The 17,835-nt window shown below is 60.3% G+C and carries 16 protein-coding genes; 12 read left to right on the forward strand and 4 right to left on the reverse strand.

The window, feature by feature from the left end; all coding sequences use genetic code 11:
• Nucleotides 1-22: 22 nt before the first annotated feature.
• Nucleotides 23-625, reverse strand: coding sequence for a LysE family translocator (locus tag BBI10_RS25015; protein WP_065992724.1), 603 nt, complete (start codon nucleotides 623-625; stop codon nucleotides 23-25).
• A 54-nt stretch (nucleotides 626-679) separates the two neighbouring features.
• Entirely contained in the window at nucleotides 680-1,516 is an 837-nt protein-coding gene (locus BBI10_RS25020; protein WP_065992726.1) for an AraC family transcriptional regulator, read from the reverse strand.
• Nucleotides 1,517-1,775: 259 nt separating this feature from the next.
• Between BBI10_RS25020 and BBI10_RS25025 the strand changes: the two genes are divergently transcribed.
• From BBI10_RS25025 to BBI10_RS25065, 9 genes are all read left to right on the forward strand, one after another.
• Nucleotides 1,776-2,117, forward strand: coding sequence for a hypothetical protein (locus BBI10_RS25025; protein ID WP_065992730.1), 342 nt, complete (start codon nucleotides 1,776-1,778; stop codon nucleotides 2,115-2,117).
• A 41-nt stretch (nucleotides 2,118-2,158) separates the two neighbouring features.
• Complete coding sequence (locus BBI10_RS25030) at nucleotides 2,159-3,340, forward strand: PQQ-dependent sugar dehydrogenase (RefSeq protein WP_065992732.1); 1,182 nt, start codon at nucleotides 2,159-2,161, stop codon at nucleotides 3,338-3,340.
• A 168-nt stretch (nucleotides 3,341-3,508) separates the two neighbouring features.
• Nucleotides 3,509-3,844 (forward strand): helix-turn-helix transcriptional regulator, encoded by a 336-nt coding sequence (locus BBI10_RS25035; protein ID WP_065992734.1) that lies wholly within the window; start codon nucleotides 3,509-3,511, stop codon nucleotides 3,842-3,844.
• The gene (locus BBI10_RS25040) at nucleotides 3,844-5,109 is read left to right on the forward strand and encodes a type II toxin-antitoxin system HipA family toxin (RefSeq protein WP_065992736.1); all 1,266 of its coding nucleotides are present in this window, start codon (nucleotides 3,844-3,846) and stop codon (nucleotides 5,107-5,109) included. The genes BBI10_RS25035 and BBI10_RS25040 overlap by 1 nt, the downstream gene beginning before the upstream one ends.
• A gap of 145 nt (nucleotides 5,110-5,254) precedes the next feature.
• The gene (locus BBI10_RS25045) at nucleotides 5,255-7,426 is read left to right on the forward strand and encodes a TonB-dependent siderophore receptor (RefSeq protein ID WP_065992741.1); all 2,172 of its coding nucleotides are present in this window, start codon (nucleotides 5,255-5,257) and stop codon (nucleotides 7,424-7,426) included.
• Between the two features lie 115 nt (nucleotides 7,427-7,541).
• A complete protein-coding gene (locus BBI10_RS25050; protein ID WP_065992742.1) occupies nucleotides 7,542-8,861 on the forward strand; it encodes an MFS transporter in 1,320 nt (439 codons plus the stop codon).
• 394 nt (nucleotides 8,862-9,255) lie between these two features.
• Nucleotides 9,256-9,528, forward strand: a complete 273-nt coding sequence (locus BBI10_RS25055; protein ID WP_065992746.1) for a LuxR C-terminal-related transcriptional regulator — start codon at nucleotides 9,256-9,258, stop codon at nucleotides 9,526-9,528.
• Between the two features lie 190 nt (nucleotides 9,529-9,718).
• Nucleotides 9,719-10,429 carry a hypothetical protein gene (locus tag BBI10_RS25060; protein WP_065992747.1) on the forward strand — a complete coding sequence of 237 codons (711 nt, stop codon included), beginning with the start codon at nucleotides 9,719-9,721 and terminating at the stop codon, nucleotides 10,427-10,429.
• 101 nt (nucleotides 10,430-10,530) lie between these two features.
• Complete coding sequence (locus BBI10_RS25065) at nucleotides 10,531-11,412, forward strand: hypothetical protein (protein ID WP_065992749.1); 882 nt, start codon at nucleotides 10,531-10,533, stop codon at nucleotides 11,410-11,412.
• A gap of 2 nt (nucleotides 11,413-11,414) precedes the next feature.
• Here BBI10_RS25065 and BBI10_RS25070 read toward each other — a convergent pair whose 3' ends face one another.
• Entirely contained in the window at nucleotides 11,415-12,494 is a 1,080-nt protein-coding gene (locus tag BBI10_RS25070) for a diguanylate cyclase (RefSeq protein WP_065992751.1), read from the reverse strand.
• Nucleotides 12,495-12,796: 302 nt separating this feature from the next.
• On the opposite strand from BBI10_RS25070, the gene BBI10_RS25075 reads away from it, so the two are divergent.
• Both BBI10_RS25075 and BBI10_RS25080 read left to right on the forward strand, forming a co-directional pair.
• The gene (locus BBI10_RS25075) at nucleotides 12,797-13,432 is read left to right on the forward strand and encodes a LysE family translocator (protein ID WP_065992753.1); all 636 of its coding nucleotides are present in this window, start codon (nucleotides 12,797-12,799) and stop codon (nucleotides 13,430-13,432) included.
• A gap of 104 nt (nucleotides 13,433-13,536) precedes the next feature.
• Nucleotides 13,537-14,706: an RsiV family protein gene (locus BBI10_RS25080; RefSeq protein WP_065992754.1), complete on the forward strand. Its 1,170-nt coding sequence runs from the start codon at nucleotides 13,537-13,539 to the stop codon at nucleotides 14,704-14,706.
• Nucleotides 14,707-14,799: 93 nt separating this feature from the next.
• Here BBI10_RS25080 and BBI10_RS25085 read toward each other — a convergent pair whose 3' ends face one another.
• Nucleotides 14,800-15,384, reverse strand: a complete 585-nt coding sequence (locus tag BBI10_RS25085) for a polyribonucleotide nucleotidyltransferase (RefSeq protein ID WP_065992758.1) — start codon at nucleotides 15,382-15,384, stop codon at nucleotides 14,800-14,802.
• Between the two features lie 766 nt (nucleotides 15,385-16,150).
• Between BBI10_RS25085 and BBI10_RS25090 the strand changes: the two genes are divergently transcribed.
• The gene (locus tag BBI10_RS25090; RefSeq protein ID WP_065992759.1) at nucleotides 16,151-17,827 is read left to right on the forward strand and encodes an NAD-dependent malic enzyme; all 1,677 of its coding nucleotides are present in this window, start codon (nucleotides 16,151-16,153) and stop codon (nucleotides 17,825-17,827) included.
• Nucleotides 17,828-17,835: the final 8 nt, after the last annotated feature.

Genomic DNA, 17,835 nt, shown 5'->3' on the forward strand with positions numbered 1-17,835 from the left:
CCCGCGCGTTGCTGCCCACCCTTCACACCACCAACGTCAACCACGCCGATACCAGCAACAGCACCGCCATCGCCTGATTGAAGCGCTTCATGCTCTGCGCCGAGCGGCAGAATGTCGCGGCGCTGACGCCCAGCCAGGCCCAGGCGCTCATGCACGGGATCGACACCAGGAAGAACGCCAGCGACAGCCATATCACCCGCAGCATGCGATCGGCGTCGGTGCCGGCGAACACGCTGACCACGGCCAGCGCCATCATCCAGGTTTTCGGGTTCACCAACTGCAGGCTCGCCGCGCCCCACAGGCCCAGGGTCGGGCCGCTGCGGCGTTGCGTCGGGTCGATCGCTTCGGCGGGCGCGCTGAAAATCTGCCACGCCAGCCAGGTCATCCAGGCGATGCCGCCCCATGACATGAGCGTCTGTACTTGCCGATGACGCGCCAGCACATCGCCCAGCCCGGTGCCGACCATCAGCACCAGCAACGCCGCACCGGCGCAGGCCCCGAGGACAATCGGCAGCGTGCGGAGCAGGCCGTAGCGCGAGCTGTTGGTCAGTACGAGGATGTTCGTCGGGCCGGGCGTGATGGACGCGACGAAAGCGAACAGAAGAAAGGGCAGGAGGGTTTGCATGAGGCCACTCGGCGGTCATTGATCGTGGAGCAATGATCCGCGCGCCGTGGGCGGTCAGTCTGGAACAATTGAGCAGCGTCGGCGGTAGTCAGCCGGGGTCATGCGATAGGCGCGCTGGAACCAGCGGCCCAGATGGCTTTGATCCGCGAAACCCAGGGCCGCCGCGACGCTGACAGGCGCCTCGCCCCGGGCCAGAAGATGGCGGGCGCGGGTCAGGCGCAGCTGGATCAGGTAGGCATGGGGCGCCAGGCCGAACGCGGCCTTGAACGCGCGGCTCAGGCGGAAACGATCGACGCCGGTCACTTGCGCCAGATCGTCCAGGCCAATGTCCTGCTGCAAATGGCTGTGCAGATAGTCACGCGCTCGCTGGGCCACCAGTGGCAGGCGGGGATCGGGGTCGATCAAGGTGCGCCAGCGCAAGTGGCTGGTCAGGTTGGCCAGCAGGTGGTCCAGTGCGGTCTGGCGCACGATGCGCAGTTCGTCGTGGTGCATCGCTTCGAAGGCGTCGGCCGTCGCGATGGCGAGGCGCGGGTCGTCCGCCAGCGTTGCCGCGAAGCTGAGCTGGGCGTTGTCCGGCGCTTCTTCAAACTGCGCGCGTAACTCCCGGTCCAGCCAGCGCGGGTCCAGGTACAACGTGCGGTAGGTAAAGCCGCCCGCTTTCGGGGCCGTGCCGTCGTGGATGTCGCCCGGCTCGAGCAGGAACACTTTTCCCGGCGTGCTGTTGTGCTGCTGTCGACGGCAATTGAATTGCTGCAGACCCTGTTCGGTGATGCCCACCAGAAAGCTGTCGTGCCAGTGGGGATCGTAGGCATGGCCCTCGAAATGCGCGCGCACTGTCTCGATGCCGGACGTGGCGTCCTGCTTGAGCTCGATCCAGTTGCGGTCGGACATCGCGGGGCCTCGGAAGGGGTAGCGGGTTTGGGTAGGCGGTCAAGCTTGAGTACGTTACCGCGCCGCTTACGGCAGGTCTGGAAGAATCGTGCAGCGGACGACGAAGTGTCGGCGCATGGGACGATCCGGCGGGTCGGCGACTATTCTTGTTACAAAGCGAAAGGTCCTACACGTTGCTCATCCACCGTGACAGCGCGAACCTACGCGCTCGATCGCCATCAAAGACCGGAATCGTTACCCATCCCACAGAAGGTAAATGATGAACAGTTTTCCGCGACGCCTCGCCGTCGCCTTGCTCGGCGCACTATTGTCCGCCGGGCTGGCGCAGGCTGATGATCACACCGCGCACTCGCCGCCGCTTCTGGCGGCCGCCGGTTACCCGAGCCGCTCGATCAACGTTCCCGATAACGGCGCCGTGCGCCGTGCCAATCCCAACAGTCGTCAGGGCACCGAGTCCATCGCGCCACGTGTCGGTGGCCCGAATCTCGGACCGACGCAGCCACGTCCGCCCACCCTTGAAAACGGTGGCATCGGCAACGGTTATCCGACCCGGCAGCAACCCGCCCGGCCTTCCGGCGATACCGAACGCCGCAGTAACTGAAATCACTGCCAGCCTCTCTTCCATTTCAGAAGGAACCGCCTATGTTGCGCGCCACCCCTTTTTACAAGCTCGCCCTCCGCAAGACATTGCTGGCGACCTTATGCGCCTCCGCATTATTGGGCCTCTCCGTGCAGGCCACTGCTGCGACCTATCAAAGCGAGGCTGGCACGCTGACCGTCGATGAGGTCGTCGGCGGGTTGCAGCATCCCTGGGCGGTGGCGTTTCTGCCGAACTCCCAAGGCATGCTGGTCACCGAGCGTACGGGCAATCTGCGTCGGGTGATGCCTGACGGCAAGCTGTCGGCGCCGATCTCCGGCGTGCCGAAGGTCTGGGTGCAAGGGCAGGGCGGTTTGCTGGACGTCGAGCTGTCTCCGGATTTCGCCAAGGACCGCATGGTGTACCTGACCTACTCCGAGGCCGCGAGCGACGGTAAAACCGGCGGCACGGCGGCGGGGCGCGCAAGGCTCTCGGAGGACATGACCAAGCTGGAAGGCTTTACGCGCATCTTCCAGCAGCAGCCGAAACTGTCGGTGGGCAACCACTTCGGCTCGCGCATCGTCTTTGATCGCTACGGCTACATGTTCATCGCCCTGGGCGAAAACAACGAACGGGCCACGGCTCAGGACCTCGACAAACTGCAGGGCAAGGTCGTGCGCCTGTACCCCGACGGCACCGTGCCCAAGGACAACCCCTTTGTCGGCCAGAAAAACGTTCGGCCGGAAATCTGGAGCTACGGTCACCGCAATCAACAGGGCGCCGCGCTCAACCCCTGGACCGGCACGCTGTGGACCAACGAGCACGGTCCGCGTGGCGGGGACGAAATCAACATCATCGAACGCGCCGGCAATTATGGCTGGCCAATCTCGACCTTCGGCATCGACTACAGCGGCGAGCCTATTTCCGAGTCCAAGGGCAAGGTAGTGGAGGGCGTGAAAAACCCCTTCCACGTGTGGGAGAAGTCCCCAGGCATCAGCGGCATGGCGTTCTACGACTCAAGCACGTTCAAAGCGTGGGACCACAACGTCTTCATTGGCGCGCTGGCATCGGAGGAGCTGATCCGTCTGGAGCTCAAGGACGACAAGGTGGTGCACGAAGAGCGTTTGCTCGGCGAGCTCAAGTCCCGCATCCGCGACGTGCGACAAGGGCCGGATGGGTATGTGTATGTGCTGACGGACGAGAACAACGGGAAGTTGTTGAAGGTCGGGTTGAAGGTGGAGCAATAGGCTCTTGTAACGTGTATGGCTCACTTCTAATGGGTGAGCCTAATAGGGCTCATTATCGCGCAAATGTAATCTATAGAGCTCATTTGTCAGAAATGAGCCCTATATAGCTCATGCCTCTTGACCTGAGCCATATACATTACATACTCGCTGCTCGACAGTGAGGCTCCCATGAAAACTACCCTGCTGGACCAAATTAGAAAGCGGCGCCTGGCGCTGGGCCTGCAGATTCAGCAGATGCCACTGCGTGCGGGCCTGACACGTCAGCAGTACGGCAAGATAGAAGCAGGTGGGAATCCGCGGTTGACGACCCTCGACCAGATTGCAGAGGGACTCGATGCGGCTCTGCTTCTCGTCCCCAAGTCAAAGCTTGCGGCGGTGCAGCGAATCCTCGACAGCGAGGCCGCCCACGACATTGATCGCCCGTACGCGGCGCAGGTGAGTGAATCTTCAGGTCCAGAGCATTTCATTCATGAGGCTGACGAGAGTCCGTGGGGTGATCTCTGATGGCTGATGAAACAGTTGCGGCATTGCAGCTGACCCTTCAGGGGGAGCGTGTGGGGTACGTGGCGGGATATTCCAATGGCAAAAACGTATTCACGCTGGAGCCCGAGTACATCGAGAATCAAGCCCGACTCCCGCTGACGCTTTCACATACTGACCCTATGGCATTTGCGCAGCAATTGGCCAAACGGCACCCCTACGTCAGCGCCCATAAACTGCATCCGGTGTTGAGCAACCTCCTGCCGGAAGGAGCGTTGCGCGATTATCTCTCGCAAGCGATGAAGGTCCATCGCGATAACGAGTTTCCACTGCTCACCTGGCTGGGCCGCGACTTGCCGGGCGCTTTGGTTGCAGAGCGAATGGACGCTGCAGACATCCCCGGCCTTGCGTTGCAGCACCGTGGGAAAATCGCCCCGACCGTCATCGGCATTCCTGATAGCCAGGCGCATTTCTCACTGGCTGGGGTGCAGATGAAATTTTCCATGCGCGACAGAGATGGGCGGTACATCACCGGTGATCCTGATGCGCCTGGCGACTGGATCATCAAGACGCCTTCGACGATCCACCCGTTTGTGCCCCTCAATGAGTACACGGCGATGACGCTGGCAGCGCTCGCTGGTGTTGAAATTCCCGAGATCAGGCTGATCCCGATGGCTGACATCGAAGCGCTGCCAAATATAAACCTGCCGAATGAAACGCTCGCTTACGGCATACGTCGTTTCGACCGTCTGCCAGGAAACGTGCGGGTGCATGCTGAAGATTTCGCGCAGGTATTCTTCGCCTACGCACACGATAAATACCGCAATGCAAGCTCAGACCAGATTGGGAAACTGGTATATCGCAGCTCGCTCCACGCGCAGCGTGATGCAATACAGATGGCGAGGCGGCTACTGGTGAATGTGCTACTCGGCAATGGCGATGCGCACCTGAAGAACTGGAGCATGATTTATCGCGACGGTCGAAACGCCGAGCTTTCACCAGCCTACGACATTGTTACGACCAAAGCCTACATCGCCGACGAGAGCAAGCCTGCGTTGAATATGGCCAAAGCCAGAAACTGGTATGGTATGTCACTCGAACACTTCAAGAAGTGGGCTGAATACGGCGACATTCCTTGGCGACCGGTCCTTTACAACTTGAGAGCGACCATCGACAGCGCACGCACCCTGTGGCCCGGTGCGCTTGAAAATAGCCCCATGCCAGACGCGCAGAAGGACGCCTTGCGGGCGCACTGGAAAGATCTGCATCAAGACTTCCGCATCGGATGATTCTTCGCGATCTACTTCACGTTTATCCCAGCACTTAACATCAATCCCGGTTGTAAAAATGCCGCGCAGAACGTAAAAGAGGCGCCGCCGAACTGGCCTGTGTTTCTCGTTGCCCGACTGCCCATCACCAGGAATTCACTCGCCGATGATCACCTCGTCCCGTCCCGCTGCCGGCTTCACCCGTCGGCTGTTGCCGTTGAGTATCGCTTTCGCTTCGCCATGGCTGGCGGCCCAGGAAGCCGAGCCGGTGACCCTGGATGCACTGCGCGTGACGGGGGAGCAGGAGTCGATTTATCAGGCGAGTGGCGCGTCGGTTGGCGGTTTCAGTGAAGCGCCGCTGCGCGACACGCCGGCGTCGATTTCGGTGTTCACCGCCGAGCGGCTGAAGGACCAGCAGGCCAAGCTGCTCAGCGATGTCCTGCGCAACGACGCGTCGGTGGGCGACAGCTATGCACCGGTGGGCTATTACGAGAATTTCGTCGCGCGCGGTTTCTCGCTCAACGCGGCCAACAGCTACCGCATCAACGGGCGGAGCATCACCGGCGAGCAGAACGTGGCGCTGGAAAACAAGGAACAGGTAGAGCTGCTCAAGGGGCTCTCGGGCCTGCAGAGCGGCGTGTCGGAGCCGGCGGGCGTGATCAATTACCAGACCAAACGCCCGGAAGACGTGCGCTCGGTGACGGTCTCGACCAACGAGCACGGCGAGCGCTACATCGCCACGGACGTCGGCGGCTGGTTCGGCAGCGAGAAGCAATTCGGCCTGCGCGCCAACGTTGCCCACGAGGACATCCGCTCCTACGTCGAGCACGCCAATGGTCAGCGGGATTTCGCCTCCCTCGCATTTGACTGGAACATCAACGACCAATCCACCCTGCAGCTCGACGTCGAATACCAGACCAAAGAACAGCGCTCGGTGCCGGGCTACCAACTGCTGGGCGGCACCGCGCTGCCCCACGACGCTTCGCCGCGCAAACTGCTGGGCTATCAAAGCGGCTCGAACCCGGTGGGCATCGACTCGCTGAACATGAACGGCCGCTACGAATACCGCCTCAGCGACGACTGGAAAGCCAGCCTCAGCGCTTCACGCAGCCGCGTGGTCATCGACGATTACAGCGCTTTCGCCTACGGCTGCTATTACCAGAGCGACTGCCCTGCCGAGCCGTTGACCGGGCACTTCACGCCCAGCGGAGGGTACGACATCTACGATTTCCGCAGCCCGGACGACACGCGACGCAACGATGAAGTCGAAGCGTCCATGACCGGCCTGTTCGACACCGGCTGGCTCAAGCATGAGCTGACCTTCGGCAGCACCGCGTTCCGCCGCACGGTCGACACCCGGCCGTATTTCAGCGAATACGTCGGCTCCGGCAACATCCACAAGACGCCGGACACCTTCGCACCGTCGGACCTGTCCGTGGGCCACACCGAACGGCGCCTGGACAGCCGCCAGTACGGGCTCTTCGCCACCGACCGCATCCGTTTCAACGAGCATTGGCAGACGGTCATCGGCGGGCGTGAGGTGAAGCTCGATGAAAAGGCCTACAACGAGGACGGCAGCGACAACCGTCATACCGAGCGCTCGATCTTTCTGCCGCAGGCTGCGCTCATCTACAAGCCGATCGACAACGTTTCGCTGTACACGAGCTACAGCAAAGGGCTTTCTCTGGGCGGCACGGCATCGGTGTTCGACAGCAATGTCGGGGAAATCCTCGCGCCGACGATCTCACGTCAACTGGAAGCCGGGGTCAAATACGACTGGCGCCGCATGAGCTTCACTGCGGCCGTATTCCAGACCCGCCAGGCGTATCAGTATTCGAAACCCAGCGACGACGGCAGCCTGACCTTCGTCCAGCAGGGCCAGCAGAAAAACACCGGCGTCGAGCTGAGCGCCAATGGCTACGTGACCTCGCAGTTGCAGATGTCGGCCAGCGTCGCGGCCATTCGCGCGCGGGTTGAAGACAGCGGCACCGCGGCTTACGAAGATCATCAGGCAATCAACGTGCCCAAATTCCGCGGCAGCCTGTCAGCCAATTACGCACTGCCGATTCAGGGGCTGGCGTTGCTTGGCGGCGTGCGATACAGCGCCAGCAAATACGCCAACCGGGAAGGCTCGGTGAAAGTCGATGACTATGCAGTGTTCAACGCGGGCAGTCGCTACAGCACGAAAATCGAGGGCTACGACACGGTCTTGCGCCTGACCGTGGATAACCTCTTCGACAAGCGCTACTGGCGCGACGCGGGCGAATACCTGGGGGACGATTACCTGTTCCTCGGCGCACCGCGTACGGCGCGGGTGTCGGCGACGGTGAATTTTTAAATCAGCTGCTGAAACGCGTCAGCCGTCAGCGATCCGCCCGCAGGCCGTCAGCTTTGTTATCCTGCGCGCCTTTGTCGCACCCGCGTGCGTTTCAACCTGTGATTTGGGGTCTTTCATGACAGCCATTCTTCGACCACGGCCACAACCCATCAGCCGGGGAGACTACAAAACCCTGGGTCTGGCGGCACTGGGCGGGGCGCTGGAAATCTACGATTTCATCATTTTCGTATTTTTCGCGCTGACGCTCAGTCAGCTGTTCTTTCCGCCGGAAATGCCCGAGTGGCTGCGCCTGCTGCAAAGCTTCGGCATCTTTGTCACCGGCTACCTGGCGCGCCCGCTGGGCGGGATTCTGATGGCGCACTTCGCCGACAAACTGGGTCGCAAGCGGGTGTTCAGCCTCAGTATCCTGATGATGGCGCTGCCGTGTCTGCTGATCGGTGTGATGCCGACCTATGCCGACATCGGCTACTGGGCCCCGTTGATCCTGCTGGCGCTGCGCATCCTTCAGGGCGCAGCCGTGGGCGGCGAAGTGCCAAGCGCCTGGGTGTTCGTCGCCGAGCACTCACCGAAGGGCCATCGCGGTTATGCGTTGGGCGTTTTGCAGGCCGGGCTGACCTTCGGCTACCTCATCGGTGCACTGACGGCGACCTGGCTGGCGAAGGTCTTCAGCCACGCGGAAATTCTCGATTACGCCTGGCGCATCCCGTTTCTGCTGGGCGGGGTCTTCGGCGTTATCGGCGTGTGGCTGCGCCGCTGGCTCAGCGAAACCCCGGTGTTCATGGCGATGCACGCCCAGCGCGAGGGCATGACTGAGCTGCCGCTGCGCGCCGTCCTGCGTCAACATCGGCAATCTCTGCTGCCGGCTGCGTTACTGACCTGCGTGCTGACGTCCGCCGTCGTGACGCTGGTGGTCATCACGCCTACGGTGATGCAGCAGCGTTTCGGCATGGCCCCCAGCGACACGTTCGCCCTCAGCAGCGTGGGTATCGTCTTTCTCAATATCGGCTGCGTGCTGGCCGGCATGCTGGTCGACCGAATCGGCGCCTGGCGCGGGGTGGTGCTTTACAGCCTGTTGCTGCCCGTGGGCGTCGGCGTGCTCTACGCGAGTCTGGTCAGTCACTGGCTGCCATTGAGCCTCGCTTACGCGGTGGCCGGCCTGGCCTGCGGCATTGTCGGCGTCGTGCCTTCGGTCATGGTCGGACTGTTTCCGGCGAACATTCGCGTCTCCGGCATCTCATTGACCTACAACATCAGCTACGCCCTGTGGGCAAGCACCACGCCGCTGGCGCTGATCGCCTTGATGCCATGGAGCCCGTGGGTGTGCGTCGGCTACTGCGTGATCATGGGTGCGGTCGGTCTGGTGACGGCCATGTTCTTTGGCCTGCGCAAGGGCATGCAGGTCGATGATCCGCGGGTGGTACAGGCTGGAAACTGACAGGGCAGCGGGCGTCGCAATGGCGCCCCTTGTCGACATGAGGGTGCGGATTTCAAATCCGTGCCATTTCAAACGAGATTGATCCGCTGATTTGTAACAGATGATTGTAATTATCATTTGCAGCGTTTATTGTCCCCCGTCTATACAACTCACCCGCTGTTATATAACCACATGGCTCTGCATTGGGTCGTGCGTGGATCAATTGTCTGCTGGTTCAGTGGGGATGTTTCGCCAATATTTGTAGGAAACTTTACTTATCATTGTTCGGTTATTAACCGGGCTTGACTGTGCACATTCTCTAACCGTTAGAGATTTAAAAATCAATAAGAACACTATTACGGCCATGGCTGAGTTACCGCCAGGGTCGGCACGTCGCGGAGACTGTTGAGGGCCAATGATAGAAGAACAACGCAAACGTAGACCATTGAAAAAAACCACCCCCAGAGAGCAGGAAGTCCTTCAGCTGGTGCTTCAGGGGCACACCAACAAAGCGATCGCCCAGCGGCTGGGGATCAGTGATTACACGGCCCGCGACCATGTGTCGGCCTTGCTCAGGAAGAACGAAGTCAGCAATCGGGCGCAGCTCATCGCTCTGCACGTTTCGGCAGCGCGCAAGAAAAAACTGGCACCACCCCTACATCTGACGGATTGTTCCGTCGAGCGGTAAGTGCATAATTAACCCGATTTAATCACTGAACTTTTAAAGCTGTCTTCGGCCTTTGCTTTGCCGCGATGACGCTGGCGTCGTAATAAGTGGTCTTTTGAGTGATGACCCTGTTTTCGCCACTTCGATGTGTCCCCACGAAGTGTTCGCGATGATGCACCCACAATAACGATCAATAATAAGGATGAAATCGATGACCCTTCAAATCGCAACGTCTGAGCCCTTGAAGCAACCGTGCATCGATGCAGACTTTAATGTGGACGCGTCAAGCGCGTTTCAGCAATTGGTCGATGAGCAAAGCCAGCTGTCCCGAGACCAGTTGAGCGAGCTGCACAAGCAATGGCTCGGGCCCCACGGGGTGTTTGCCACCTTCAGCGCTGAGGTCGAACGACTGGGGCGTCAGGCCCCCGCGCTGGATGATCTTTCCAGCCTGGGCAGCGCGGAGCGGATGAACGAAGCCGAACGGGCGGTAGCGTTCGCGCTGGCGCAGAGCAATCGCCGGCGCGCGACCAACAACCCCTTCGGCTCACGCTCGCGTCAGGACCTGTGTTGCGTGGTGTTCGACGAGACCGGCGCGTACACCCTGGCGGAGCGTTATGCCGCGTACGAAGCCATGCGCCAGAGCGACTCGGATTTCTTCATCAAACTGATCGCCACCACTCGCGGCGTCACCGAACGGCGCATCGTCTTCCAAGGTTTGCTGGAACATTACGACCGCCTGCTGCCGATCGAAAAAAGCATCTACCCCGAGGCCTACCGCGACGTGCAGCAAACGCATCTGGATCGGGAAGAAGGGTTGTATGGGCCGCTTATGTTGGGCGACAGCCTTGTTGCGATATTTGAAACAGTCACACCTAAAGAACTGCTCAACCAGATTCACAACTCGGCAGAAATGCTTCCATGATTTCCGGGCACCTGGTCCCGGATTAACGCAAAAATAGGTAACTGAGTAAAACTCAGGCCGTCCTCACCTAGGCGAAGACGGCCTCAAGCAGAGTATGTGTGATGAGCATTTCAATTCCAGAAAATACCAATGTTCAGTCCACCTCTTTGATGACGATCACCCAACCCGAGATCAAGAGGGTTGTGGGCGCCTCGCGTCATGAAGCGCAGCAAACCCCCGAGTCGCCTGTCTTTCTCAGTGGAAGGGGACTCATGATGTCCCGACTCTTCAAGGGGCATGCGGTTGAGCCCACGACAGTGGCATACGATCCAAACTTATCGACGTTATTCCCTACACTGTTCCTGTTACCAGAAGATCGGAATCTACTCTCTGCGGTTTATGAATTCGCAAATGTAAAAGGCGCCGACCTTGCCTACGTGGACGATCTGGCTTGGTCCATTGCTTATTACCGGAAATCGGACAATGGATGCGAAATCATCCCGCAGCGGCCTCTCAAACGGTTTGATACTGAAGGGCACGAGGTGTCTTATTCCTTCAATGAGGAAAGCGCCAAGACTGCCCATCGGATATTGAATGGAAGTGCTCTCAGTACGACAGTCGTAGACCGCGGCTTTCTGCGTTTTGCACTGGATGTCGATTACAGCCCGCTGAGCAGCCTGAATTTTGGTTTCCTGGAGCAGATCGTCAACAAGTTCTCGGAAAAAGGGGACGTTGTACCCGACTTCGGCCGGCAGTTTGATCACTTTTCTCTTGATCACAAGAACTGGATCAAGAACGTTTCAGCGCAAACATACGATCTTTCTACCGGCCTACCCTTCCTGAAAGGTACGACGCCTGATAGTCGCGCCGCGCTTGAATCAGCGGATGAAACGGCCCCTTTTAATAGGGAGCCTTTACGCTCCCTTCGAGAGATCATCGGCGCCTACCTGAAGGAAACGGATGTCCCTACGTTGTTCGAAACGTTGATGCGCACGAAGCGCTGAATTCACCCCAACGCCGCACCCTCGCGCGCGCGCACGTCGCTGGATGGCTGCGCCGGAGTGACACGATTGCGACCGGCGCTTTTTGCGTCATACAGCGCCATGTCGGCTTCGTGCAGCCACATGGCGGCGTCGGTCTGGTGCGCGCCATAGGCCGCGACGCCGATGCTCAGGCTCAGCTTGAGATCGGGGAGGGCCGAGTGGGCGTGGTCATGAACCGTACGCCGCAGGCGTTCGAGTATTTCGGTGGCCTGGGCCAGGGTGGTGTCGGGGAAGATGACGCAGAACTCGTCGCCGCCGTAACGGCCGGCCATATCGGTCTGTCGCAGGCTGGCGGACAGCGCGTTGCTCAGTTGCTTGAGCACGTTGTCGCCGGTGATGTGGCCGTAGGTGTCGTTGATGGTCTTGAAGTGGTCGATGTCAATCAGCGCCACGCTGTGCTGGCGGTTGAGCTTCTGGCATTTCTCGAACTCCAGCGTCAGTCGATCCTTCCACGCGCCGTGGTTCATGAGCCCTGTAAGGCTGTCGGTGGCGCTGAGTTTTTCCAGCGCCTTCTTGCTTTTCGAGAGTTGCACCGCGACCTGATAACAGACCAGCCCGATGGCCATCGGGTAGATCACCAGCATGGGCAGGCAGGCGAATAGCTGCAGCTGAGAGACGTGGGGGAACAGCGCCGGCAGGAAAATCTTGTACGACACCAGAGCGCCCGCGATTTGCGCCAGCGAACCCAACGTAAACAGACGTAAACCACCGGCCGCGATGTTATTCATCGCCATCATCGACAGCACCGTCACGGTGGGCAGCGGGCTGATCCCCATGGCGCCCGCCCAGAAACCGCCGCCCAGCGAGTCGTAGATGAGGTTGCGGCGCTCGGCGACATAAGGCTGAGGTGAACGCTTGGCGAGCAGAAAAGCCATGTGCGGCCAGCCATAACCGTGGGCGATCATGGCGATCCACACCCAGGTCGGTGGGTGAGAAGGGTACAGCGCTGCAGCCACCGCGAAGAACCCAATGCCCAGGCCGATGCTGCGCGGCAAGTACATGCGTCTGGCGTAGGAGAGACCTTTTTGGACCGGAGTGTTCATAGCGCTCTACTGGGTAATAACGCAGCATCCCGACAGCCACATCGGTCACGACCAACGCTCCGAGTGTCCCCCGCCGACGGGGTACTGGGAAGAGCATTTAGCCACTATTGGACAAATAATTTACACCGTGCGCCGTCGGAGGGTGCGCCGGCGCAGGTGCCGTTGGGATAAGTGACGGGCGCCGTCTGTCATGGCGTGTTTTCCGGCCATCTGTGTATAGACGGTTCTACGGAGGTTGGCTGAAATATGCCTGCCATTCGGCACGGCCCGGATGCATTCGATCACGCCGGCAGGAGCCTCTGATGCCCGAACTCTCAAACCTCATCGCTTTTTCCCTGATCGCCCTCGGCATGGTGCTGACACCAGGGCCGAATATGATTTACGTCATTTCGCGATCCATCTCACAAGGACGCAAGGCGGGACTGATCTCCCTCGGCGGCGTGGCGGTGGGCTTTATCTTCTACATGCTGTGCGCGGCGTTCGGCATCACCGGGTTGGTGATGGCAGTTCCTTATGCCTACGACACGCTGCGCATGGCCGGTGCCGTGTATTTGCTGTACCTCGCCTGGCAGGCCGTGAAACCGGGCGGTCGCTCGCCGTTTCAAGTGAAGGATTTGCCCAAGGACAGCAACCGGCAGTTGTTCCTGATGGGCCTGATGACCAACCTGTTCAATCCCAAGGTGGCGGTGCTTTACCTGTCGCTGCTGCCGCAATTCATCACCGTCGGCGACGGCACTGGCGTGCTCAGCCAGTCGCTGATCCTGGGCAGCGCGCAGATTGTGGTCAGCCTGAGCGTCAACGCCATGGTTGCTATGGCGGCGGGCTCCATCGCCGTGTTTTTGACCCAGAAGCCCGGTTGGGCGGCGGTGCAGCGCTGGCTGATGGGCACGGTGTTGTTCGGGTTCGCGGTGCGGATGGCAGTTGAAGGCAGGCGGTGAGGGCGCCGTCAGGCTTTGAGAAATCAAGGCTGGCCCTTGCCAGACGCTCCGCGATTCGGGAGATTACTGGCCCCACTCGTTAGCATCATCACAAGGGACGTCTGATGCCTGTTTCTCTCTCCGTTTTGCGTATCACCTGCCTCGCCGCGCTGGTCGCGCCATTCACGCTGCACGCCGAGAATGCGGTCCATGTGCTGACAGGCACCTTGGGAAAATCGCCCATCGTCGTCGAGCTGGATCTCACCAGCCCGGAAGACGTGACGGGTCGCTATTTTTACGAGAAGTACCACAAGGACCTGCCGCTGTCCGGCACCTCGAAAGGGAATGATCTGACGCTGACCGAAGGCCTGAGCTACGACGATGAGGCCAGGTTGCCGAAGCTGGTCCTTCATAAAAATCCGGACGCGAGCTGGACCGGGGACTGGAGCAGCAAGGGCAAGTCCTACAAGGTGCAACTGGCCGAACGCGCTATCACCGCGCCAGATGCTTCCGCCGAATCGGGTTGGCAGGACATCTACAAGCAGTCGGCTTACGACTACCTGCGGCTCACGCACCTGCCGCTCAAGTCGGATAACACAGCTACGTTTATGGGCCATTCGCTGCAGTGGTGGGTCGAGCCGGAATCGGGCGTCTCGATGTTTGAAATCACCTCGGGTTATTCGCCCGAGCAGGCTGCACCTATCAATCAGCGGCTGCGCTCCCGCCTGTGGCAAGAGGTTGTCAGCTATCACCAGTGCATGCTCAATGCGAGTCGCAACGGCGGCGACTTTGCCCAGACGGTCACGCCGCGCTTGCTTGCGCCCGGCATCGTGAGCCTGAGCGTCTTCACCGATTACGATTGCGGCGGCGCGCACCCGGACTTCGGCGACTCGCCGCTGAATCTCGATGCCCGCACGGGTAACGCCTTAACGCTGGAAGAAGTGCTGTGGGTCGGCAAGGGCGCGCCGTTTCACTACGAACGTGATGAAGAAGGTGGCACGAGTTTCGACACGTATTCCGACTACCGCAGCAAAGCCTTCGCCCCTTGGCTCGTTGACCAGTTGAAAGCGGCGCATCCTGCAGACATGGTGAAGCCTGCTACCGAAGACGACTGCGACTACACCGACCCGTCGGTCTGGGAATTTCCGTCGTGGTATTTCACTGAAAAAGGCATCGTTTTCGGTCCGTCTTTCGCGCGTGCTGCGCGCGCGTGTGAAGGTCCGGAATGGTCGGTCCTGCCTTACAGCGTCATCAAGGCGCATCCGGGCGGGAGCGAACTGACGCTGCCCGAGTAACTCAGCCTCTGTTGTTGTTTACCCGCGTCTGACGACGGGGGGCTGGAATCGCTGTTTTTTCGGCTGCAATCGCCGCCCAGAAAGCAGCACTCCTCATTTCCCGCCGGTCACGCCCTTCACCACCTCGGTGTGGGCCTTGGCATCCTTCGCCAAGGAAATGACGTTGACCATTGCCGTGCGTTTACCGTACGCAGCCGTAATCGTCGTGCTCAACACCCGGCCGCCGTCTACGCTGCCTGAGATATCAAGCTGACGCATGCCGAGGCCTTTTCGTACGATCTTCTTCTCGCCCAGCTTCTTGAAGTCCTTGTAGCTGGACTGCTGCTGTTGCAGCGTGTCGGCGATGATGCCGTCGAGGGTTGGCTTGTCGTTGGCGCCGACCTTCTGGTCATTGGGCAACGGCGCTTCGGTGATGATCACCACGCGCTTGGCCGGCTTGTTCATGTACAGCGAGCCGGTCACGCCAGCGGCCCTGGCCTTGGCATCGATCTCTTCCATCGGGCCTTTGACGTAGTCCTTCGGCAGGGTGAAGGCGAATTTGCCACCGAGCATCGCGACTTTTTGCCCAGAAGGTTTCGGCGCGGGTTTGGTTTTGGACGCCGCCTGCGCGCCGACGATGCCCAGGCATGAGGCTAAAGCGGTGCAGACCAGCAGGGTTCTTAAACTGAACAAACGCATTCCGACCACTCCTGGGGATGATTCCTACAAAGATCCGGCATTTTGCCTGAGGGTGATGGCAGGTTGATAGTCATGTGGGCGATGGTGTCAGCGGGACTCGCTAATGCCAGTCCTACGGGATGATCGCAGTGTATCTGTAGGACCGGCTTCAGCCGGGAAGAGGCCAGGATGTACAACACAAAATTTGCAGCGAGACGCCCGACGCTTTCCCGGCTAAAGCCAGTCCTACGGGGTATGCAGCATGAGCCAGTTTCCTGGGTGTACGCGGTGTCTAGTAGGAACGGCTTCAGCCGGGAAGGGGCCAGGATGTACAACACAAGATTTGCAGCGCGACACCCGACGCTTTCCCGGCTAAAGCCAGTCCTACGGGGTATGCGGCATGAGCCAATTTCCTGGGTGTACGCGGTGTCTAGTAGGACCGGCTTCAGCCGGGAAGAGGCCCGCATGGACAACACAAGATTTGCAGCGCGACGCCTGACGCCTTCCCGGCTAAAGCCGGTCCCACAGGGTATGCGGCGTGAGCCAATTTCCTGGGTGTACGCGGTGTTTAGTAGGACCGGCTTCAGCCGGGAAGAGGCCGGTACGTACAACACAAGATTTGCAGCGGGACGCCTGACGCTTTCCCGGCTAAAGCCAGTCCTACTGGATGATCGCGGTCCTACCAGGCCATATGCAGGTCCGAAGAATTGTGAGCGCCCTCCACGGTTGGCTTTCCGTGCCAAAGGTGTACATTGAATTCAAAATACAATAAGCACAGGAGACAGACATGACCCATGCCACTGATCGCACCTTGCAAGTCCCTTTCGCCGGTCCCACGTTGTTGGGCACTCCACTGCTGAACAAAGGCACCGCCTTCAGCCTCGACGAGCGTGAAGCCCTGGCCCTGCAAGGCCTGCTCCCCGAACGCGTCGAAACCATCGAACAACAGGCGAGCCGCGCCTATCACCAGTACCAGGCCTGCGCGACCGACCTGGACAAACACATCCTCCTGCGCTCGATCCAGGACTCCAACGAAACACTTTTCTACCGCGTCGTCGACGACCACCTCGACGAGATGCTGCCTATCATCTACACCCCCACCGTCGGCAAGGTCTGCCAGGAATTTTCCCGCATCTACCGCAGCCATCGCGGCCTGTTCATCAGCATCGCCGACAAGGACCGCATCGACGAAATCCTCAACAACGTCACCAAAGACAACGTCAAAGTCATCGTCGTCAGCGACTGCGAGCGCATTCTCGGCCTTGGCGATCAGGGCGTCGGCGGCATGGGCATTCCCATCGGCAAGTTGTCGTTGTACACGGCGTGCGGTGGCATCAGCCCGGCCTACACGCTGCCGGTGGTACTCGACGTCGGCACCAACAACCCGGCGCTGCTGGCGGATCCGCTGTACTTCGGCCGTGGCCAGGAGCGTGTTCGCGGCGCTGAATATGATGCGTTCGTGCAGGCATTCGTCGAGGGCGTGCAGCGCCGTTGGCCGGAAGCCATTCTGCAGTTCGAAGACTTCGCGCTGACCAATGCAATGCCGTTGCTCGCGCGCTTCCGCGATCAACTCTGCTGCTTCAACGATGACATCCAAGGCACTGCCGCCGTCACCGTCGGTACCTTGCTGGCCGCCTGCAAGATGAAGGGCCAGCGCTTGTCCGATCAGACCGTCGCCTTTGTCGGCGCCGGATCCGCGGGTTGTGGGATCGCCGAGCAGATCATCGCGGCCATGCAGCTCGAAGGCTTGTCCGAAGCCCAGGCGCGCAGTCAGGTGTATCTGCTGAACAGCAAAGGGCTGCTGACCGATCGCCAGCCGGGCCTCTACGATTTCCAACAGCGCCTGGCCCACTCCAGCGATTCCCTCAACGACTGGGCGTTCAGCGCCCACTGGCCATCGCTGCTTGAGGTGGTCAGCAACGCCAAACCTACCGTGCTGATCGGCGTGTCGGGCAAGGCCGGACTGTTCACCCAGCAGATCGTCGAGACCATGCACAGCCATTGCCCGCAGCCGATCATCATGCCGCTGTCCAACCCGACCTCGCAGATCGAAGCGCACCCCAAGGACATCCTGCAATGGACCGACGGGCAGGCGTTGGTGGCCACGGGCAGTCCGTTTTTACCCATCGAGGTGCTGGGCAAAACCTTCCCCATCGCGCAGTGCAATAACTCCTACATCTTCCCCGGTATCGGCCTCGGCGCCATCGCCAGCAAGGCCACCCGCGTCACCGACGGCATGCTGATGGCGTCGGCCCAGGCGCTGGCTGAGTGCGCAGCGGCAGGGCAGATGTTGCCGCCGCTTCGGGATGTTCAGGCCGTCAGCAAACGCATCGCCTTTGCCGTCGGCATGGCGGCCCAGCGCGACAGTGTGGCGCCACCGCAATCGGAAGATGAACTGTCAGCGGCCATCGAGAAGGACTTCTGGCAGCCCGTTTACCGCTCGTACGTTCGCCGCCCTGACTAAAACCGTCG

It is taken from the genome of Pseudomonas graminis (genome assembly GCF_001705435.1).
Classification (GTDB): domain Bacteria; phylum Pseudomonadota; class Gammaproteobacteria; order Pseudomonadales; family Pseudomonadaceae; genus Aquipseudomonas; species Aquipseudomonas graminis_B.